General features: G+C 62.3%; 18 protein-coding genes and 2 tRNA genes. 9 read left to right on the top strand and 11 right to left on the bottom strand.

Annotation, left to right across the window (positions count from 1 at the left end; genetic code table 11):
- Positions 1-325: 325 nt before the first annotated feature.
- The gene (locus RVU70_RS17890; protein WP_363348753.1) at positions 326-1,804 is read left to right on the top strand and encodes an ATPase domain-containing protein; all 1,479 of its coding nucleotides are present in this window, start codon (positions 326-328) and stop codon (positions 1,802-1,804) included.
- Positions 1,805-2,241: 437 nt separating this feature from the next.
- Here RVU70_RS17890 and RVU70_RS17885 read toward each other — a convergent pair whose 3' ends face one another.
- On the bottom strand, positions 2,242-2,580 hold the full coding sequence (locus tag RVU70_RS17885) for a hypothetical protein (RefSeq protein ID WP_363348751.1): 339 nt from the start codon (positions 2,578-2,580) through the stop codon (positions 2,242-2,244).
- Between the two features lie 357 nt (positions 2,581-2,937).
- On the opposite strand from RVU70_RS17885, the gene RVU70_RS17880 reads away from it, so the two are divergent.
- Genes RVU70_RS17880 through RVU70_RS17860 form a run of 5 tightly spaced genes read left to right on the top strand, consistent with a single transcriptional unit; the run spans position 2,938 to position 4,897 of the window.
- Positions 2,938-3,153, top strand: coding sequence for a hypothetical protein (locus tag RVU70_RS17880; RefSeq protein WP_363348749.1), 216 nt, complete (start codon positions 2,938-2,940; stop codon positions 3,151-3,153).
- Positions 3,150-3,596 (top strand): hypothetical protein, encoded by a 447-nt coding sequence (locus RVU70_RS17875; RefSeq protein WP_363348747.1) that lies wholly within the window; start codon positions 3,150-3,152, stop codon positions 3,594-3,596. Before RVU70_RS17880 ends, RVU70_RS17875 begins: the two co-directional genes overlap by 4 nt.
- A gap of 50 nt (positions 3,597-3,646) precedes the next feature.
- Entirely contained in the window at positions 3,647-4,075 is a 429-nt protein-coding gene (locus RVU70_RS17870) for a hypothetical protein (RefSeq protein WP_363348745.1), read from the top strand.
- Positions 4,072-4,644, top strand: a complete 573-nt coding sequence (locus tag RVU70_RS17865) for a hypothetical protein (protein WP_363348743.1) — start codon at positions 4,072-4,074, stop codon at positions 4,642-4,644. The genes RVU70_RS17870 and RVU70_RS17865 overlap by 4 nt, the downstream gene beginning before the upstream one ends.
- Positions 4,637-4,897: a hypothetical protein gene (locus RVU70_RS17860; RefSeq protein ID WP_363348741.1), complete on the top strand. Its 261-nt coding sequence runs from the start codon at positions 4,637-4,639 to the stop codon at positions 4,895-4,897. The genes RVU70_RS17865 and RVU70_RS17860 overlap by 8 nt, the downstream gene beginning before the upstream one ends.
- Before the next feature lie 18 nt (positions 4,898-4,915).
- Here the strand turns inward: RVU70_RS17860 and RVU70_RS17855 are convergent, their stop codons facing one another.
- On the bottom strand, positions 4,916-5,671 hold the full coding sequence (locus tag RVU70_RS17855; protein WP_363348739.1) for a polysaccharide biosynthesis/export family protein: 756 nt from the start codon (positions 5,669-5,671) through the stop codon (positions 4,916-4,918).
- Between the two features lie 1,509 nt (positions 5,672-7,180).
- Between RVU70_RS17855 and RVU70_RS17850 the strand changes: the two genes are divergently transcribed.
- Both RVU70_RS17850 and RVU70_RS17845 read left to right on the top strand, forming a co-directional pair.
- Positions 7,181-7,375: a hypothetical protein gene (locus RVU70_RS17850; protein ID WP_363348737.1), complete on the top strand. Its 195-nt coding sequence runs from the start codon at positions 7,181-7,183 to the stop codon at positions 7,373-7,375.
- Between the two features lie 9 nt (positions 7,376-7,384).
- On the top strand, positions 7,385-7,855 hold the full coding sequence (locus RVU70_RS17845) for a hypothetical protein (RefSeq protein ID WP_363348735.1): 471 nt from the start codon (positions 7,385-7,387) through the stop codon (positions 7,853-7,855).
- Positions 7,856-8,339: 484 nt separating this feature from the next.
- On the opposite strand, the gene RVU70_RS17840 is transcribed toward RVU70_RS17845, so the two are convergent.
- The 9 genes from RVU70_RS17840 to RVU70_RS21610 all read right to left on the bottom strand — a co-directional run bounded on the left by RVU70_RS17840 (position 8,340) and on the right by RVU70_RS21610 (position 13,687).
- Positions 8,340-8,415: transfer RNA gene (locus RVU70_RS17840), tRNA-Thr, on the bottom strand.
- A 36-nt stretch (positions 8,416-8,451) separates the two neighbouring features.
- Positions 8,452-9,333: a 23S rRNA (guanosine(2251)-2'-O)-methyltransferase RlmB gene (gene rlmB / locus RVU70_RS17835; protein WP_363348733.1), complete on the bottom strand. Its 882-nt coding sequence runs from the start codon at positions 9,331-9,333 to the stop codon at positions 8,452-8,454.
- The gene (locus tag RVU70_RS17830; RefSeq protein WP_363348731.1) at positions 9,330-10,196 is read right to left on the bottom strand and encodes a 4-(cytidine 5'-diphospho)-2-C-methyl-D-erythritol kinase; all 867 of its coding nucleotides are present in this window, start codon (positions 10,194-10,196) and stop codon (positions 9,330-9,332) included. The genes rlmB and RVU70_RS17830 overlap by 4 nt, the downstream gene beginning before the upstream one ends.
- A gap of 40 nt (positions 10,197-10,236) precedes the next feature.
- A tRNA-Gly gene (locus RVU70_RS17825) sits at positions 10,237-10,311 on the bottom strand.
- A 155-nt stretch (positions 10,312-10,466) separates the two neighbouring features.
- Positions 10,467-10,634 carry a hypothetical protein gene (locus tag RVU70_RS17820; RefSeq protein WP_363348729.1) on the bottom strand — a complete coding sequence of 56 codons (168 nt, stop codon included), beginning with the start codon at positions 10,632-10,634 and terminating at the stop codon, positions 10,467-10,469.
- 703 nt (positions 10,635-11,337) lie between these two features.
- Positions 11,338-12,075, bottom strand: a complete 738-nt coding sequence (locus RVU70_RS17815; protein ID WP_363348727.1) for a hypothetical protein — start codon at positions 12,073-12,075, stop codon at positions 11,338-11,340.
- Positions 12,076-12,118: 43 nt separating this feature from the next.
- On the bottom strand, positions 12,119-12,883 hold the full coding sequence (gene ubiG / locus RVU70_RS17810) for a bifunctional 2-polyprenyl-6-hydroxyphenol methylase/3-demethylubiquinol 3-O-methyltransferase UbiG (protein WP_363348725.1): 765 nt from the start codon (positions 12,881-12,883) through the stop codon (positions 12,119-12,121).
- Positions 12,884-12,914: 31 nt separating this feature from the next.
- Positions 12,915-13,304, bottom strand: coding sequence for a toll/interleukin-1 receptor domain-containing protein (locus RVU70_RS17805; RefSeq protein WP_363348723.1), 390 nt, complete (start codon positions 13,302-13,304; stop codon positions 12,915-12,917).
- Complete coding sequence (locus RVU70_RS21610; protein WP_405044825.1) at positions 13,301-13,687, bottom strand: TIR domain-containing protein; 387 nt, start codon at positions 13,685-13,687, stop codon at positions 13,301-13,303. Before RVU70_RS21610 ends, RVU70_RS17805 begins: the two co-directional genes overlap by 4 nt.
- A 166-nt stretch (positions 13,688-13,853) precedes the next feature.
- On the opposite strand from RVU70_RS21610, the gene RVU70_RS17795 reads away from it, so the two are divergent.
- Positions 13,854-15,086: an aspartate kinase gene (locus tag RVU70_RS17795; RefSeq protein WP_363348720.1), complete on the top strand. Its 1,233-nt coding sequence runs from the start codon at positions 13,854-13,856 to the stop codon at positions 15,084-15,086.
- Positions 15,087-15,103 lie beyond the last annotated feature (17 nt).

Here is a 15,103-nt window from a genome sequence, read left to right as displayed (position 1 = left end):
GGGTTGGCCTCACCGTCTGACCATAAGAAACCTCTCGACCGGCAAGGAGACTGTCATCGACCTGCGCCGTGCGCCTACGGCAGGGAGGGCGTGACCATGCTCGATATGCCGAAGGTTCTCGTCCCCTTCAATCGGCGAGAGGCTATCAGCTTGCGCACGGCAGCCGAGATCGTGGGGCGCTCCGAGAGCACTTTGCGCAGCTGGTGCCAGAAACTATTTCATTGGGGGGAGCGGCGCTGGTTTCGCCGGCCCGACCTTTCCGTCGACGGTTGGCCCCGCGTAGCTTTATCCTCAGCAGAAAACGCTCGATTTAGGGGGATCTGTAATGTCAGCAAGCGTTGTCGATATTCCCCGCTTCCCCTCCGGCGTCCCCGGCCTCGACGCGGTTTTGCAAGGCGGCATTCCCCGTGGGTCGCTCATCCTCGTCGAGGGCCCGCCCGGCAGCGGCAAAACCACAATCGCGCTGCAATTCCTGCGTCAAGCTGTCAGAGAGGGGGAGAGCTGTCTTCTCGCATCGAATGCGGAGACGCCCGAGCAACTCAGATCGATTGTTGAATCCCATGGTTGGACTCTCAAGGGCGTCCATGTCACCGATCTGGCCGAAGGGACGGAGAGTGAAGACGGTCAACCGTTTGACTACACTCTTTTTCCCGAAGCGGAAGTGGAGGTAGGGGAGACGCTGCAGCATCTCTTCGCCGAGGTTGAGCGATTGAAACCAAGCCTCCTGGTGCTCGACACGATTTCCAGCCTTCGCGTTCTGGCCCCGACGCCCGCCTTCCACCGCCGTCAGCTCAAGCGCATCCGTGACCACATGGCCGCGCGCTCAATTACGACGGTCATGCTGGACGAGGCTGCAACGACGGACAAGGGCCTACGAAGCCAAACCCTCGCCGATGGCATCATCGAACTCGAACAAATAGACAGCTCCTACGGAGCCGACCGGAGGCGGCTGAGGGTTCGAAAGCTTCGCGGTTGCAAATACCTCAGCGGCGCGCACGACTTTTCCATCATCACGGGTGGGCTCATCGTCTATCCCCGCCTCGTCGCTCAAAGCTACGTGAGCGCTCCGAACGCTGAGCAGATACAAAGCGGGCTGAACGGATTAGACGCGCTCACGGGCGGGGGCCTCCCGCACGACTCCAGCAGCCTCGTCATCGGCCCCGCCGGAATCGGGAAATCCACAATCGTCACGCTCTATGCGATGGCGGCGGCGGCGCGCGGGGAGAACAGCAGCATCCTACTTTTTGACGAGAGCGTCGAAACCCATCTGACGCGAAGCAAGGGGCTCGGACTCGATGTGGCTGCAGCAAGAGACCAGGGGCGCGTCCGCCTGACCCATCTCGACCCTGCCGAGCTGAGCGTCGGCCAAATTGCGGACCTGGTGGTGCGGCAGGTCGAGGAGGAGGGCGTCAAGCTCGTGGTGATTGACACCTTGAATGGCTATCTGCAATCGGCGAATGAAGAGCAGACTGTCGTTCTGCACATTCGCGAGCTCATCTCCTATCTAAGCCGGCGCAAAGTCGCGACTCTGCTGACCCTGACCCAGCACGGCATCCTTGGCCCCGAGATGGCGACGCCGGTCGACCTCAGCTTCCTTTCCGACAACGTCTTTCTGTTACGCTATTTTGAGGCGAATGGCGCGATCCGCAAAGCCTTGTCCATGGTCAAGAAGCGAAGCGGTAAGCATGAGCACACAATCCGCGAATTGACAATCAAGCCTGGCGGCATTGACGTCAGCGAAGCGCTGGCCGACTTCACGGGGGTGCTTACAGGGACGCCTGTTTACGTCGGGGCAAAGCCCTAGGGGGAAGGAATGGCGGGCGAGGGCGAATATCAACGAAACCGTCCAGATGAATAAAGATGCAGGCTCCTTCGAGACCTTTTGCAGGGGAAAGCGAGGCGGAGGTTGGCGAATAGATCGTCGCCGTGGCAAATAAATGCAGGCTTGGCGATGCAGGACGATGACGGATCCATTTTGCGGCCCTTCGACGCTCGGGAAGCCATCCGCGTCAATGTGGCGGCGCGACTGGCGGGAGTTGCGCCACGGACGATTCAGCACTGGTGCACCGTGCATCGTATCGGGCGACGCGTCGGTGGGGGGCATTGGCGTGTATCAAGGGTGGCGCTCGCAATGCATCTCGACGGGGACCAAGAGGCATTGCGCCTGTATCTCGGCGGTGACCGCGCCAGCACCCGCGTCGCGGCTTATTTCCGTCGCGCGGGACTATAGCTTCGTCCGCGTCAGTTTTTCCGGAACGGGCACCAGACCTGCAATATCTCGTGGAAAGAATGGAGCATCTCGAAGGTATTTACGGTCTTGCCGTCCGGAGACTTGGCTGCGATCTGATCTAGGGCCGGCCCTATTTTGCTGATGGCGTCTCGCTGCACCTCGGCCAAGGCTTCTTCCATGGTCGGCCATGGCTCCATGCCTGAGGGCAAACGCCAGCCAGGATGCGGATCGTAGACAACCGCACGCACGGTGGAGACAATTATCTGCTTGCCTTGTTCAGATATCTTCCCGCCCGTGCAAGACTCCCAGCTTGTGATCGCTGCGTGAATTTTTTCTGCGATATCGACCACGGAACCCAGCTGTCGGTCTGAGCGGATTTTCGAAGTGCGAACTTACCTGAAGCCCCCAGATAAGTCCGCGAGGGAGTCATGGGCGCATGGCCTAAACCATTAGAGGGGAGCCACAACCTATGCAGGGTGGACCCTACCTGAGCCTTCCCATAGCTCGATAAGAACAAACCCGCCTGAATGCAGCTTTGTTTCGTGGCCGCGCGTAAATATCGGTCTATCAGACAACGCCAGCGAGGAGGGCACTGGCTCGGAAGGCTGATCAGCGATCATGCTTCCGTCAATGAAAAACACCGCATAACCCGCAAACGCCGCAAAAGCGACATGGCGTCTCGGAATCCCCGCGCTTAAGATTCTCAGATGACGCCGCATGAAATCGAACAGATTGCCGTCGCTCTCGCCGCCGTCGTTGACGCAAGCCTGTCGTCACTCGACCCGTCGGGCGCAGCCCTTCGCCAGGTGGGGTGGCACCTGCGCGAAGGGCTGAAGCTCGCCGAGCAAATGGACGCTTGCGACAGTGACGCCGCCAAGATCGTCCGCCAGTTCCTGCAAAACATTGAAAGTGAATCCGAATGACAGACAGCCCCGCCATTCTCGTCCGCCGTTTTCAATTGGCTGAAAGCCAGCGTGCAGAGTATTTCGCGACGGTCGAGGAGACCGTAACGCCCGAGCAGGTGTTGAAGCCTGACTTCTGGCGGCATGTGGCAACGACCTTGCGGCCGTATGACTTGATCGATGTCGCTGTCGATAGCTGCGATTGGTTCATGCGTCTGCTCGTCGCCGACGCTTGGCACAATGGCGTCCGAGTCATTGAGTTGAGCCGCCATGATATGACGGGTGAAGCCGAAGAGGATCAGAGCATCGGCAACGACCTTCGCGTGAAATGGCGCGGCCCGGTGAACAAATGGGCGGTTGTGCGATCGGACGGGGTTATCTTGCGGGGGAACTTGCCTGACAAGAATATCGCCCTCGAAGCGTTGGCCGCCGCCGTGTCCGACCGCGCCAAGATTGGCTTCTAATGCCGGCTGGACGCCCCAGAATCCGCCCGCATCCGTTAGACGAGGGCATTGTGGATCGCATCGCCGAGGGGCTCGCTTCCGGTCTGGGCATTCGCAAGGTCTGCGAACCTGAAGACATGCCGACGTATCAATCCGTCTATGTCGAGATGGCGAAGGGCGGCGATTTTGCGAAAGCTATCGCGCGCGCGAGAGAGGCCCAACAGGAGCACGAGGCCGACGCCTGCGTCGAGATGGCTGACGAGGCGAACGAGGGCAACTGGCAGGTTGTGAAGCTGCGCATCTGGGCTCGCCAATGGCGGGCCGCGAAACTCGCCCCAAAGAAATACGGCGAGAAGGTCCAGCAAGAAATCACTGGCAAGGATGGCGGGCCAATTGAGACGAAGGGTGACCAAGCCGTGACGATAGAGACGGCGCGCCGGCTCGCGTTTCTCCTGGAGCAAGGACGGCGGGCGCTGGAGGGGAAGGGCGAGAAACCATGAGCGGATTAGAGCCGGCGCTGATGGGCGCTGCTATGGCGACGCAAGCTGGGGGAACCTTGCTCGGCGCATATGGCGAAGCGAGCGCCGCGAATGAACAGGCCGATGCTTTGAACGTGCAACGCTACTACGACCTTTTGAACGCCCAGAACAAAGCTAAGGCGCTGAACTACGCGGCGACGACGGCGATGGCGAGCGCGCAACGGCAGGCGATGGATCGCGTCACCGACAAGAAACTGGCGCTGTCCAAGGCTCAAGCTGCTGCGGCGGCTTCGGGCGGCGGGGCGACAGATACGACCGTCGCCAACGTTATGGGCGAGATCGAGAAGCAAGGCGAGTTCAACAAAGCCATGGCGCTGTTTGGCGGCGAAACCGAAATGAACCGGCTGAATTACGAGGCGCAGAGCGCTCTGATCGAGGGAATGAACGTCGCCAATGCGCGCGGCTATCAAGCGGATCAAGTGAAGCGGCAGGGCCGGAGGAAGGCCGCTGGGACGCTTCTTTCCGGCGCGGGCGAGGTTGCCAAATCTTATACGCGCTACTCGAATGCGGCATGGCGGCAGAATGACTAAGTTACGCAAGGGCTTTTCAAGCCCGTTTGAGACGCCCGAAGCCCGAGAAGCTTTCAAAGAAGCGCTACGGGCGGCTTTCACCGCCAGCCGGGCTCTAACTGATTCCTTGGAAAAAATGCTGAAGGGAGATGCCGTCGAGCCTATGGACGCCATCGAAGAAGCGGTGGCTGAGGCGCGGAACGCTCAGGCGGCGTGGGCGCTGTTTGCGCGGCTTTCTGATCCGGCGAGGGGCGAGGGGTCAAGGCTGAATTAATACGACAATCCGCGCCGCCTATTTGGTTGCTTGCGTGACAGCCGATTGTCCGGTCCGAGCGACAGGCAAACCCTGCATGATGAATGAGAATCCTACCTTAGCCGCGTTTTCTCCTACCACGATCACGTCGCCAGGGACGACCTCTGGGTCGTCAGCTTGACCATTGCGGATGGCGGCGAGATCGTAGGGGATCATTGTCCGGGAGCCGTTGACGTTCCTGAAGACCGTCACGCTATCTGAGTTAACCTCTCGGTCTACGCCGCCCGCCTTGGCGATTGCCTGCTCAAGACTATCCCTCCCACGCAAGGGGAAGACTCCAGGGGTTTTAACCGCGCCTTCGACCGTCACACGCCGGCTATTGTATTCCGTCACCATGATGCTGACTTGGGGCGATCGCATATACCCAGCGTCGAGGCGCTTCTGAACGTCGCGCTCCAGCTCCGCAGAGGTTTTGCCGGCCGCTGGCGTTACCCCAATCAGCGGAAGATTGATGGTTCCGTCCTCTGCCACTGGAACAACCTTGGAAAGATCGGGCGCTTTGTAGACCGTGATCTGAAGGACATCCATGGGCCCGATCATATAACTCCCGCTGCCAGGCTTCGTTGAGGAGGAATAGCGGTTTTCCACCTTCGCGGCGACTGCTTGAGGCTGCTCCGGTGACGCCATGTTAGCCCCGTCGCCCGGCACTCCGTTGCAGCCGACCAAGCCTGCAGTAATCAATGAGCATTGCAAAAAGGCTTCAACGGCTTTGGCCAGACGCGCGCAAAGAGGCATTTTTCACTCACTGACCTGATGAGAACCGCCCTCGCGGCGCTGAAAGCATGATCCCGGAAGTTTGACTATTCGTTGTCGCAGCGGCGGCGGCGGCGTGGGAATTGTTCACGCGGCTGTCTGGTGCGGCGCTGGATGATGGGACGCGGCCGAATTGAGTGCTGCGCTGTCGGCGAGGTTGGGCGTTATGACTGGGCGGTTTAGTACCCGTCTGAGTCGTCGTCTGGTGCCGGAATGGCAGGAGGGGTCGGCCTAGCCGGAAGATCTACAGAGTAGCCTTCATCATTTGGAATTAGTGCCGCCTCCGTGGGCGGTTCGGGCGGGGGACTGGATTGGGCATACACAAGCAACGAGCCGGCAAATAGCGCCGCGCCCGCAAGGCCGGTTCGAACTATTAGCCGCATTATTGGGACCTCCCTGTCTGCTGGAGACCCGTCAACAGTGCCCCACATGGCGCGGATGGATTGCCTGTCAATCGTGATGGCAGGGTCCGCGCGACCGCGTCGAAGCTCAATTCTTTCTTGATTGCACAGGCTAAACTAAGCGCAGTTTAGCGGTTAGAGAGCGGTCGACATGGAAGTGCTCTCCTTGCCAGCCTGCCAAGCTACTGGGCCGGCCGCTAGTTAGCAGACTGGAACGTGCTGCAAGCACTCTGCGTTATCTGTTCGGCAGCACGGCGTGGCCTTGGACTAGTCGTACTCACCCCAGTAGTAGAAGCCAAACAGCCCCCGTGCTGCTTCTGGCATGAGGGCTGAATCGTCTAGATTGGTAGAATCCACAGCTTCCGAGCGACGGTGGCAAGCGTAAGATCACGGCGCAGCGCGCCTTGCGATTTTGTGGGCCAGCCCCCCAGCGACCACCAAGCTGGCATGGCGTGCTGCTCCTTCCCAACCGATCTATAAGTGGCCTGGCGCAGGAAGAGCGAAAGGCAAGAGGGGGAATCCACAGCTAGCGGGGACGCGCGGGCCGTGTAGTCTCGGCCCCGTGCGGTGTTGAAGCCTCTTCATCGCACGGATTGTGTGCGGAAACTGCTGGCGTGCCGCGAGCAAGCCCTCCGCGGCCCGTCAGTCTTTTTGATCCCTCAAAACAAAGCAATCAGCTGCCGAAAATCACCGTCGCTCTGGCAACGGACGAGGTGGCAGAACAACCCTAAGTAGAAGCCACAGCTACTCAACAGGCTGTCTGTCTTGTCAGATTTGATCTGCGGCAGCCGGTGGAGGGCTATAAAGTTTTGATGTCGGCCCTGCTGTTCCTCGGCGCTGTCGCATGCACCGCCTCTGGTCTAGCTCTCGCCATAGCCACCTGGAAGGCCGCGAAAGCTCGCGACTGGGAGGCCGCGAAGATTGGCCTAGCGCTCACCCTCATCTGTCTGATTTTCGCAGGCGGGCTGGGCGTGACGCCAATCATCTTGGCGGCGAGTTCGCGAGCCTTCATTCGGGCAATCCATCGGCCGTCGGAAACGACGGCGGTCATCAACCTCGATAGGGGCTTATCGCCCTCGCAGGCGCAGCCGTGACCCTCACCTACACCTTCACCCAGCTCTCCACCGTGGCGCTTGGCTTTGCCGGGGCGCTTCTTAGCCTTTCCCTCGCCCTTTCCACCTACAAGGCCGCGCAAGCTCGCGATTGGGCGGGGTTGGGAATCGCTTTGGCCTTTATCTGTGCTTTCATGTTCGCAGCAGCCAGGCTCATCTCTGCGTTGTTCTAGATGACGTTGGTGATTGACCACCTCGACCGCGCCACCGTCGTCCAGGCCCGCGAGTTCGCCAAGGCGAGAGGTTGGCTAATCTGCCGAAAGCCTTTCTCCTGGCGCACCCTAGCTAGGGGCGAACGCATCGACGCGCGGGACGGCGAGCCCGAGCTGCCCCCGTTCTGCTCGCGGCCCGTCTTCTTCCGCAGCAGGGATGGCTTTGGCGCTGCGATATTGGCGCTGAACGTCCCTGAGGTTGATAGCCAAGGCTGTCAGCAATTCGCGGCGGCGCATGGTCTGATGATAGAGACGCTTGCGGAATGGGACGAGGCAATCCTATGGACGCGCGACTGGCAAGCAAGAGAACGGGAGCTGATTGCTGAATACGAGGCTATCCGCGGTGTCTCTAAAGAGCAGGCTCGATTGCGGGCCAGGTGCGCGATGGAATGGGAAGGATGGCGGCCGCCGAAAACGGCAGCGTATATTTTGCGCCGCTGAAGTTTGCGAGCGCGATAGGGCGGTGATGCTGACGGTGTCAGGACTACAAGTAACTGGAACCGAACGGTGTTTCTCCGCATTAGCTCTCGGGGGCACCCTCGCTTACCTGAGAGCTTACCATGCCGGAGCAAATCATAGCCCTTGCCGTAACTCTGGAGGGCTTTCTACTCATGATCCTCGCAGTCTTTCGGATAGTAGCGTTTTGAATGACGATCAGACGCCCCGACCGTGGATGCATCGGCGGGGCGTTTTCGCTTTGGGCGCGGTTGGACCTCATGTCACCTCGTATGTGACAGTCCCGGTTCTGCTTTTAGAAAAGCTCCGCCAGGGCGACGGGCGACTCGGAAGGCAACCTCGGCTGCAACAAAGGGCGACATGAGGGGGGATAATGGCCTAGCCAACGCAAAATGTGGGACCAAACGTGGGACCGTTGGCGAAGCCAATTGGTTAGCCCCCAGTATATCAGACGTTTATGCCGTGCACCTGGTGCCGGTTGAGGGATTCGAACCCCCGACCTACTGATTACAAATCAGTTGCTCTACCAGCTGAGCTAAACCGGCAGTTCCCTGCTTTAATCGTCCAAGCGCGGCGTAAGGTCAATCCTGCGGCTTCCGAAGGCGCAGGTGAATCGCGGTGAGGGTCGCGGCGCAGGCGTTGGAGACGTTGAGGCTCTTGATGGGGCCCGGCAAGTCGAGCCTTGCGACGACGTCGCAACGTTCGCGGGTCAGGCGACGCAGGCCGTTGCCCTCGGCGCCGAGGACGAGAGCCAGCGGCGCCGACAATGGGACCGTTTCGATCGGCTCCGCTCCTTCCGAATCGAGGCCGATGACGCCGTAACCGCGGTTGCGCAGATCGTCGAGGGCGCGGGCGAGATTGACGACCGAGACGATCGTCACATGCTCCAGCGCGCCAGACGCCGCCTTGGCCAGCACGCCCGCGAATTCCGGGCTGTGGCGCTCCGTGACGATCAGCGCGTCGACGCCGAAGGCGCAGGCGGTGCGCAGGATCGCGCCGACGTTGTGCGGGTCCGTAATCTGGTCGAGCGCCACTACGACGCCGCTCTTGCTGACGATGTCCGAGAGATCGGCCTCGGGCAGCGGGCGGGCCTCCAAGAGCAGGCCCTGATGCACGGCCTCGTCGCCCAGATGGCGCGAGAGCGCATGCGAATCGGTTAGGCGCGGCTCAAGCCCGGCAGCCTTGGCGAGATCGGCGATGCGGGGCAGGGCGGTCTCGGTCGCATAGAGCGCGAGCAGCTTGCGCCGACCGCTTTTCAGCGCCTCGCGGACGGCGTGGGCGCCATAAAGCGTCACCACCTCCGGCGAGGCGGCGCGAAACGGGCCGCGCCTCACATCGCCGGCGGGCGGCTCGCCCCTCTGCGGGGGCCGGGCGCTTGCCGCGCGCGCCTCCCTGGCGCGCTCGGGGCGATCGTTCCGAGGACCGCGGCCGGGCCGCTCCTTCTGGGGCGGACGGCGGCTCATCGCAGCGCCGCCGTCTTCACCCACCACTCCGGATGTTGCCGCCTGATGGCCCGGGCCGCGGTGGCTGCGGCCTGCGGCGCGCCGAAAATCGCGAAGCAGGTCGCGCCCGAACCCGACATGCGCGCGAGCTTGCAGCCGCGCGCCGCGCGCAGCACGGCCAAAACGTCGACAATCACAGGCGCCTGCAGGCAGGCCGGGTCCTCAAGGTCGTTGCGGCCTCTCGAGAGGAGCGCGAGAAGCTCCGCCGCCGTGGCGTCGGAGCCGATCTCCGGATGGGCCGCGCCCGCCACCCGCTGGCCGGGCTGCAGGCCGAGTCGCGCGAACACCGGGCGCGTCTCGACCGGCACGCCGGGATTGATCAGCACCGCCGGCAGCAGCGGCAAGCGCAGGAGCGGCCCCAGCGATTCGCCCGCGCCGCGCATCATGCGGGCGCGGCCGGCGAGGCAGACCGGCACGTCGGCGCCGGTGTCGCGCGCGGCCTCGCGCAATCGGGGGTCCTGGGCGTCGACGCCGTTCGCGTGGGCCAGGAGGCGAAGCGCCGCCGCCGCGTCGGAGGAGCCGCCGCCGATTCCCGCCGCGACGGGCAGGCGCTTGTCGAGGCGAAAGGCGCCAAGTTTGAGCCCCTTGATTCGCTCGGCGAGATTGCGCGCAGCCTTTAAGACGAGATTGTCGTCGCCCGCGCCTGCGGCGGCGCCGGTCGGGCCAGCGATCTCGAGCGAGAGGGAGGAGGCGGGCGAAAGCGTGAGCGTGTCGCCCGCGCCGCTGAAGGCGACGAGGCTTTCGAGATCGTGATAGCCGTCGGCGCGTCGGCCCAAAATGTGAAGCGTGAGATTGATTTTCGCGGGGGCGCGCGTTGAGAGCATCTACCCCGACCTCCGCTTTAGGGTTTTCGCGGAGCTTCTTTGGAGCGGGCGAAGGGATTCGAACCCTCGACCCCAACCTTGGCAAGGTTGTGCTCTACCCCTGAGCTACACCCGCATCCGTTGCGCCGTTTTGGCTGGCCGCCAGCCGGCGCGGGGGTCTTATGCATCAATCGATCCGGCATTGCAACAGGCTTGAGCAAGGATTTTCACAAGCCTGCCGGATCGCGGCGTTCCGGGCGGACGGGGCCCGAAACGCCGCTTTTTTCGCGCTTACTGGATCATGCGCGCGGTCGAGCCGGTGTTGCCGGTGATGTTGGCGCTGTCCGGAGAAATGAGCTCCGGAACCCAGGTCAGAGCCACGACGACGAAAGCGACGAAGCCAGCGATGTAAAGCAGAATCTTGCCGACCTCGGCGCCGCCGTGAACGTTAACAGACATGTTTTCCCTCCCATTGTTTTCGTTGAGACGAGGCCTCGTTATTAGCCCATCACAGCAAGTAAAGCAAATATAAAATGCGACATATGGACGCAATCTGTGATATTAAACTAAGTATAAATAAGTATAGACGTGATAGATTACAGAACGGCTTCATAAAGCCAGTTCTGTTCCTTCGTGTCGTCGGCCATGTCGAAGCGATGCCCGACCGCCGCGCAGGCGGCCGGGTTGGCTGCATCGACAAGAGAGAGCGACGGCTGAAAACGCCTATGGCCTCTAGGCGGTCCGGCCATCGCTCGCCAACAAGGCAACAGGGGGAAGCCGTCGTTGACCGGATCAAAATGACGTGGGAGGGGCCGCCGCAAAAGGACCACAGGCCCGCGAGTCCTTGGTAAATATACTTGGAACTACGATAATTGTTGTCGTTGGTCTGAAATCTTTACTGCCAAGGCGGCGGCGTTTGGGGGAAACGCGCAGCGAAATCGGCGAATAACTCTCGAGGCCGCGCCGGGCCAAGGTGATTCGAAGGAAAAGCAGGGCGCAAGGGAGGGGCTCAATAGCCGCGGCGGCCGCCCACGGCCCGATGCGCCAAGTTGGCCGCGGGCGATGGCGGCGGCTTGCTCGAGGGGCCGCACGCTGCGGTCGCCCCTTATCCCGTCTCATGCAGGCGCTGGCGTTCAGAGCCCTCGGCGGCGTGCGGCTGGGGCTATTTGCACTCCTGCGCCACGCGGGCGAGGGCGTCGGAGAGGCCCTTCAGCGCATAGGTGTCGATGGTCGACGTGCCTTTGGACGAGGCGGCCTTGACGATAAGCTTCGCGCCGCCCCGAAGGGCGCCGACGAACTCCTTCTCTTTCCCCTGGTCCTTCACCCAGGCGTTCGTGCCCTTGGTGATCAGCTCCCAGTCGTCGCCGTCGATCTCGGCGGTGGCGGCGGAGCCGTCCTTGGTCGCATAGCCGAGATTGATCGCCACCTCGTTGCGCACCCCTTCGCCAGGGCGGGAAGAGATGAAAATATAGCCGGGCGTGTCCTTAAGCTTTGCCTTGGGCTGGCGGTCCTTCGGCTGGCCGAGCGCGTAGCAGGTCTTGTCCTTGCCGCTCAGCGCCAGATAGGCGCCCCATTCGCCGTAGGAACCGAGTTGCTCTGGCTTCCCCGAGCCGCCGGCGTCGCTCTTTTCGGCTTTATCGGTCTTGTCGGCCTTGCCGAGTTTTTCCGCCTTATCGTTCTTGCCGGCCTTCTTGTCCTTGGCGCCGTCCTTCGAAGCGTCGTCGGCGGGCTTCTGGTCCTTCTTGTCCTTGGCGGCGTCTTTGGCGGCCGCCGGCTTGTCCTTTGCGGGCGCCGAAGCTGGCGCGAGGGCGAAGGCCGCCGCGAGGGCGGCCGCGAGCGACAGTCCGAAAAGGCGACTGGCGCGCCGGGCGGAGGATGGGAACGTCGATTCGTTCAGCATTGGCAAAAGTCTACTTTCGGCTTCCTGTCCGAACAAGACGGCATCACGCCTCCTTTTTGGCCGCCATCAGGTAATTGACGTCGGTATCGTGGCTCTTGCGCCAGGTGCGGGTGAAAGGCTGGAAGGTCATCCCGGCGCGGTCGATCTCGCGCAGGCCGGCGCGGCGCAGCCAGGCCGACAATTCGTCCGGGCGGATGAATTTGTCGTGATCATGCGTGCCCTTGGGCACCCAGCCGAGGACATATTCGGCGCCGACGATCGCGAAGAGATAGCTCTTCATCGTGCGGTCGATCGTCGCCATGAAGATGAGCCCGCCCGGCTTTACGAGCCGCGACAGCATAGCGATGAACTCGCGCGGACCCTCGACATGCTCGATGACTTCCAGCGCCGCGACGGCGTCGAACTGCTCGCCGGTCTCCGCGAGGGCTTCCGCCGTGATGTTGCGGTAGTCGATGTCGAGCCCCATTTTCTCGGCGTGGCGGCTGGCCACGGCGATATTGTTGGGCGCCGGGTCGATCCCCGTCACCCTGGCCCCCAGTTCAGCGAGCGACTCGCTCAGAATGCCGCCGCCGCAACCGATGTCGGCGATGCGCACCCCCTCCAGCGGCCGCTCGGGCGCCTCGTTCAGCGCGCTGGAGTCGCCGAGGAGGAAGCGGCGGACGTGGTCGCGGATATAAGTGACGCGGATGGGGTTGATTTCGTGCAGGATCCCCATCTTGCCCTTTTTGTCCCACCACAGATCGCCGAGGCGGTTGAAACGCGCGACGTCTTCGGGGTTCACGCTGGCGGAATGGGGCGAATTGGACACAAGGAACCTCTATAGACTTTGCGTTTAGTGGTCAGTGCGCGGGGTCGAGCGCCTGTATCAGTGTCTTGGCGACATTTTCCATCGGCTTCTTGGACGCCTGGAAAATCGCGAAATCAGCAACCGAGGACGCGGTTTCCCTACCCTGAGCGTCGGGCATCACCGCGACGACCGATTTGTCTAGCGCCTTCGCCGCGCCGGCTTCGAACCAGACATTGTTCGCTTGGCTGGCGCCGGTTTGCGGCACGATCTGGATGAGTGCGTCTGAGTCGCTGAGCGCTTGGCGGAAATAATCGAGCATATTCGCGCCTGGAACCAAATCCTGCATTGGATCGATGACAAAGAGCCCTTGCCTTTCGAGCTCGCGCCGAAGGGAGGCCGCAAATTCCGCGTCACTATGTGCGTAGGAAAGGAACGCCTTCACGCGCGCGTCTCCGATTTAGCCCGGTCAGACATCTCGCTTATGTAATCGTCGAAGTCGTCCAGGGCAACGAGGTTCGTCGGGCCGAGACAGACCAGTCCGCCGTGGTTTTTCTCGATTTCCTCGATCGTTACTCCATACGTGACGCCGACTAAGCGCTTGCCCAAGGCCCAGGCTGCTGCGATTTCCGTCCAGACCCAGTTGCGGTCCACCGACCAAGGCGTCAGGAGCGCCACCAGCTCCCGGCTGTTCCGGGTTCCTTCGAGAACGCGTTCGGCGATGCGGTCGCCCCTTTTTGATGTCGAAAATATCGATGAACGGCGTTGCGCCCGCGTCAGTGATCGATCGCGCCATCTGCTTGGCGATCCAGCGGTCGCGCCAGCCATGAGAAATGAAAATAAGGTAGCTCAAAACGGCCCTCGTGAGCGCTGGCTCGTCCCGCCGTTGACAGGGGGGCGGGGGCGGTCACATATACGCCCGCTTTGCCGGATTGGCGAATGGGAGCGCATCAGCCGCTCCCCGCCCGCGGCGCCTGGTTTCTAACGCGGTTCCATGTCACGTCTTGTCATGAAATTCGGCGGCACCTCGGTCGCCACTGTCGAGCGCATCCGCAATGTTGCGCGCCATGTGAAGCGCGAGGTCGACGCCGGCCGCGAGGTCGCGGTGGTGGTCTCCGCCATGGCGGGCAAGACCAATGAGCTCGTCGCCTGGTGCAAAGAGGCTGCGCCGCTTTACGACATGAAGGAATATGACGCCGTCGTCGCCTCTGGCGAGCAGGTCACCGCCGGGCTCCTCGCGATCGCGCTGCAGGAAATTGGCGTCAACGCCCGGTCCTGGCTCGGCTGGCAGGCGCCGATCTGCACCAGCGGCGCGCACGGCTCGGCCCGCATCGAGTCGATCGACGGCGAGGGGTTGATCGCCGGGTTCGGGCGCGGAGAAGTGGCGGTCGTGGCCGGCTTCCAGGGCGTCCACAAGGAATCGGGCCGCATCACGACGCTCGGCCGCGGCGGCTCCGACACCAGCGCCGTCGCGCTCGCGGCGGCGATCCACGCCGACCGCTGCGACATTTATACGGACGTCGACGGGGTCTATACGACCGATCCGCGCGTCGTGCCCAAGGCGCGCCGCATGCCGCGCGTCGCCTTCGAGGAAATGCTCGAGATGGCGTCGCTCGGCGCGAAGGTTTTGCAGGTCCGCTCAGTCGAAGTGGCCATGGTGCACAAGGTGCCGACCTATGTGCGCTCCTCCTTCGACGATCCGGCCAATCCCGGCGAGGGGACGCTCATCTGCAACGAGGAGGATATTGTGGAAGCCCAGGTCGTCACAGGCATCGCCTTCTCGCGGGACGAAGCGCAGATCACGCTTCGTCGCGTCGCGGACAAGCCGGGCGTCGCCGCGGCCGTCTTCATGCCGCTGGCCGAAGCGGGCGTCAATGTCGACATGATCGTGCAGGTCGTCTCGGAGGACGGCATGACAGACATGACCTTCACTGTGGGTTCGGCCGATTATGAGCGGGCCTATGCGCTGCTGACGAAGATCAAGGACGAAATCGGCTTCGCCAGCATGGCGGGCGAAAAGGACGTCGCCAAGGTCTCGGCGATTGGCATCGGCATGAGAAGCCACGCCGGCGTCGCGGCGCGCGCCTTCCGCGCCTTGTCCGAGCGCGGCGTCAACATTCGCGCCATCACCACGTCGGAAATCAAATTCTCGGTGCTGATCGACGAGGCCTATACGGAGCTCGCGGTTCGCACCCTGCATTCGCTCTACGGACTCGACGCCGCCTGAGACGGGTTGACAGCCGC

The organism is Methylocystis echinoides, assembly GCF_040687965.1.
Lineage (GTDB): Bacteria > Pseudomonadota > Alphaproteobacteria > Rhizobiales > Beijerinckiaceae > Methylocystis > Methylocystis echinoides_A.
Note: the sequence above shows the minus strand (reverse complement) of the source record. Positions and strands in the feature narration are given on the sequence as shown.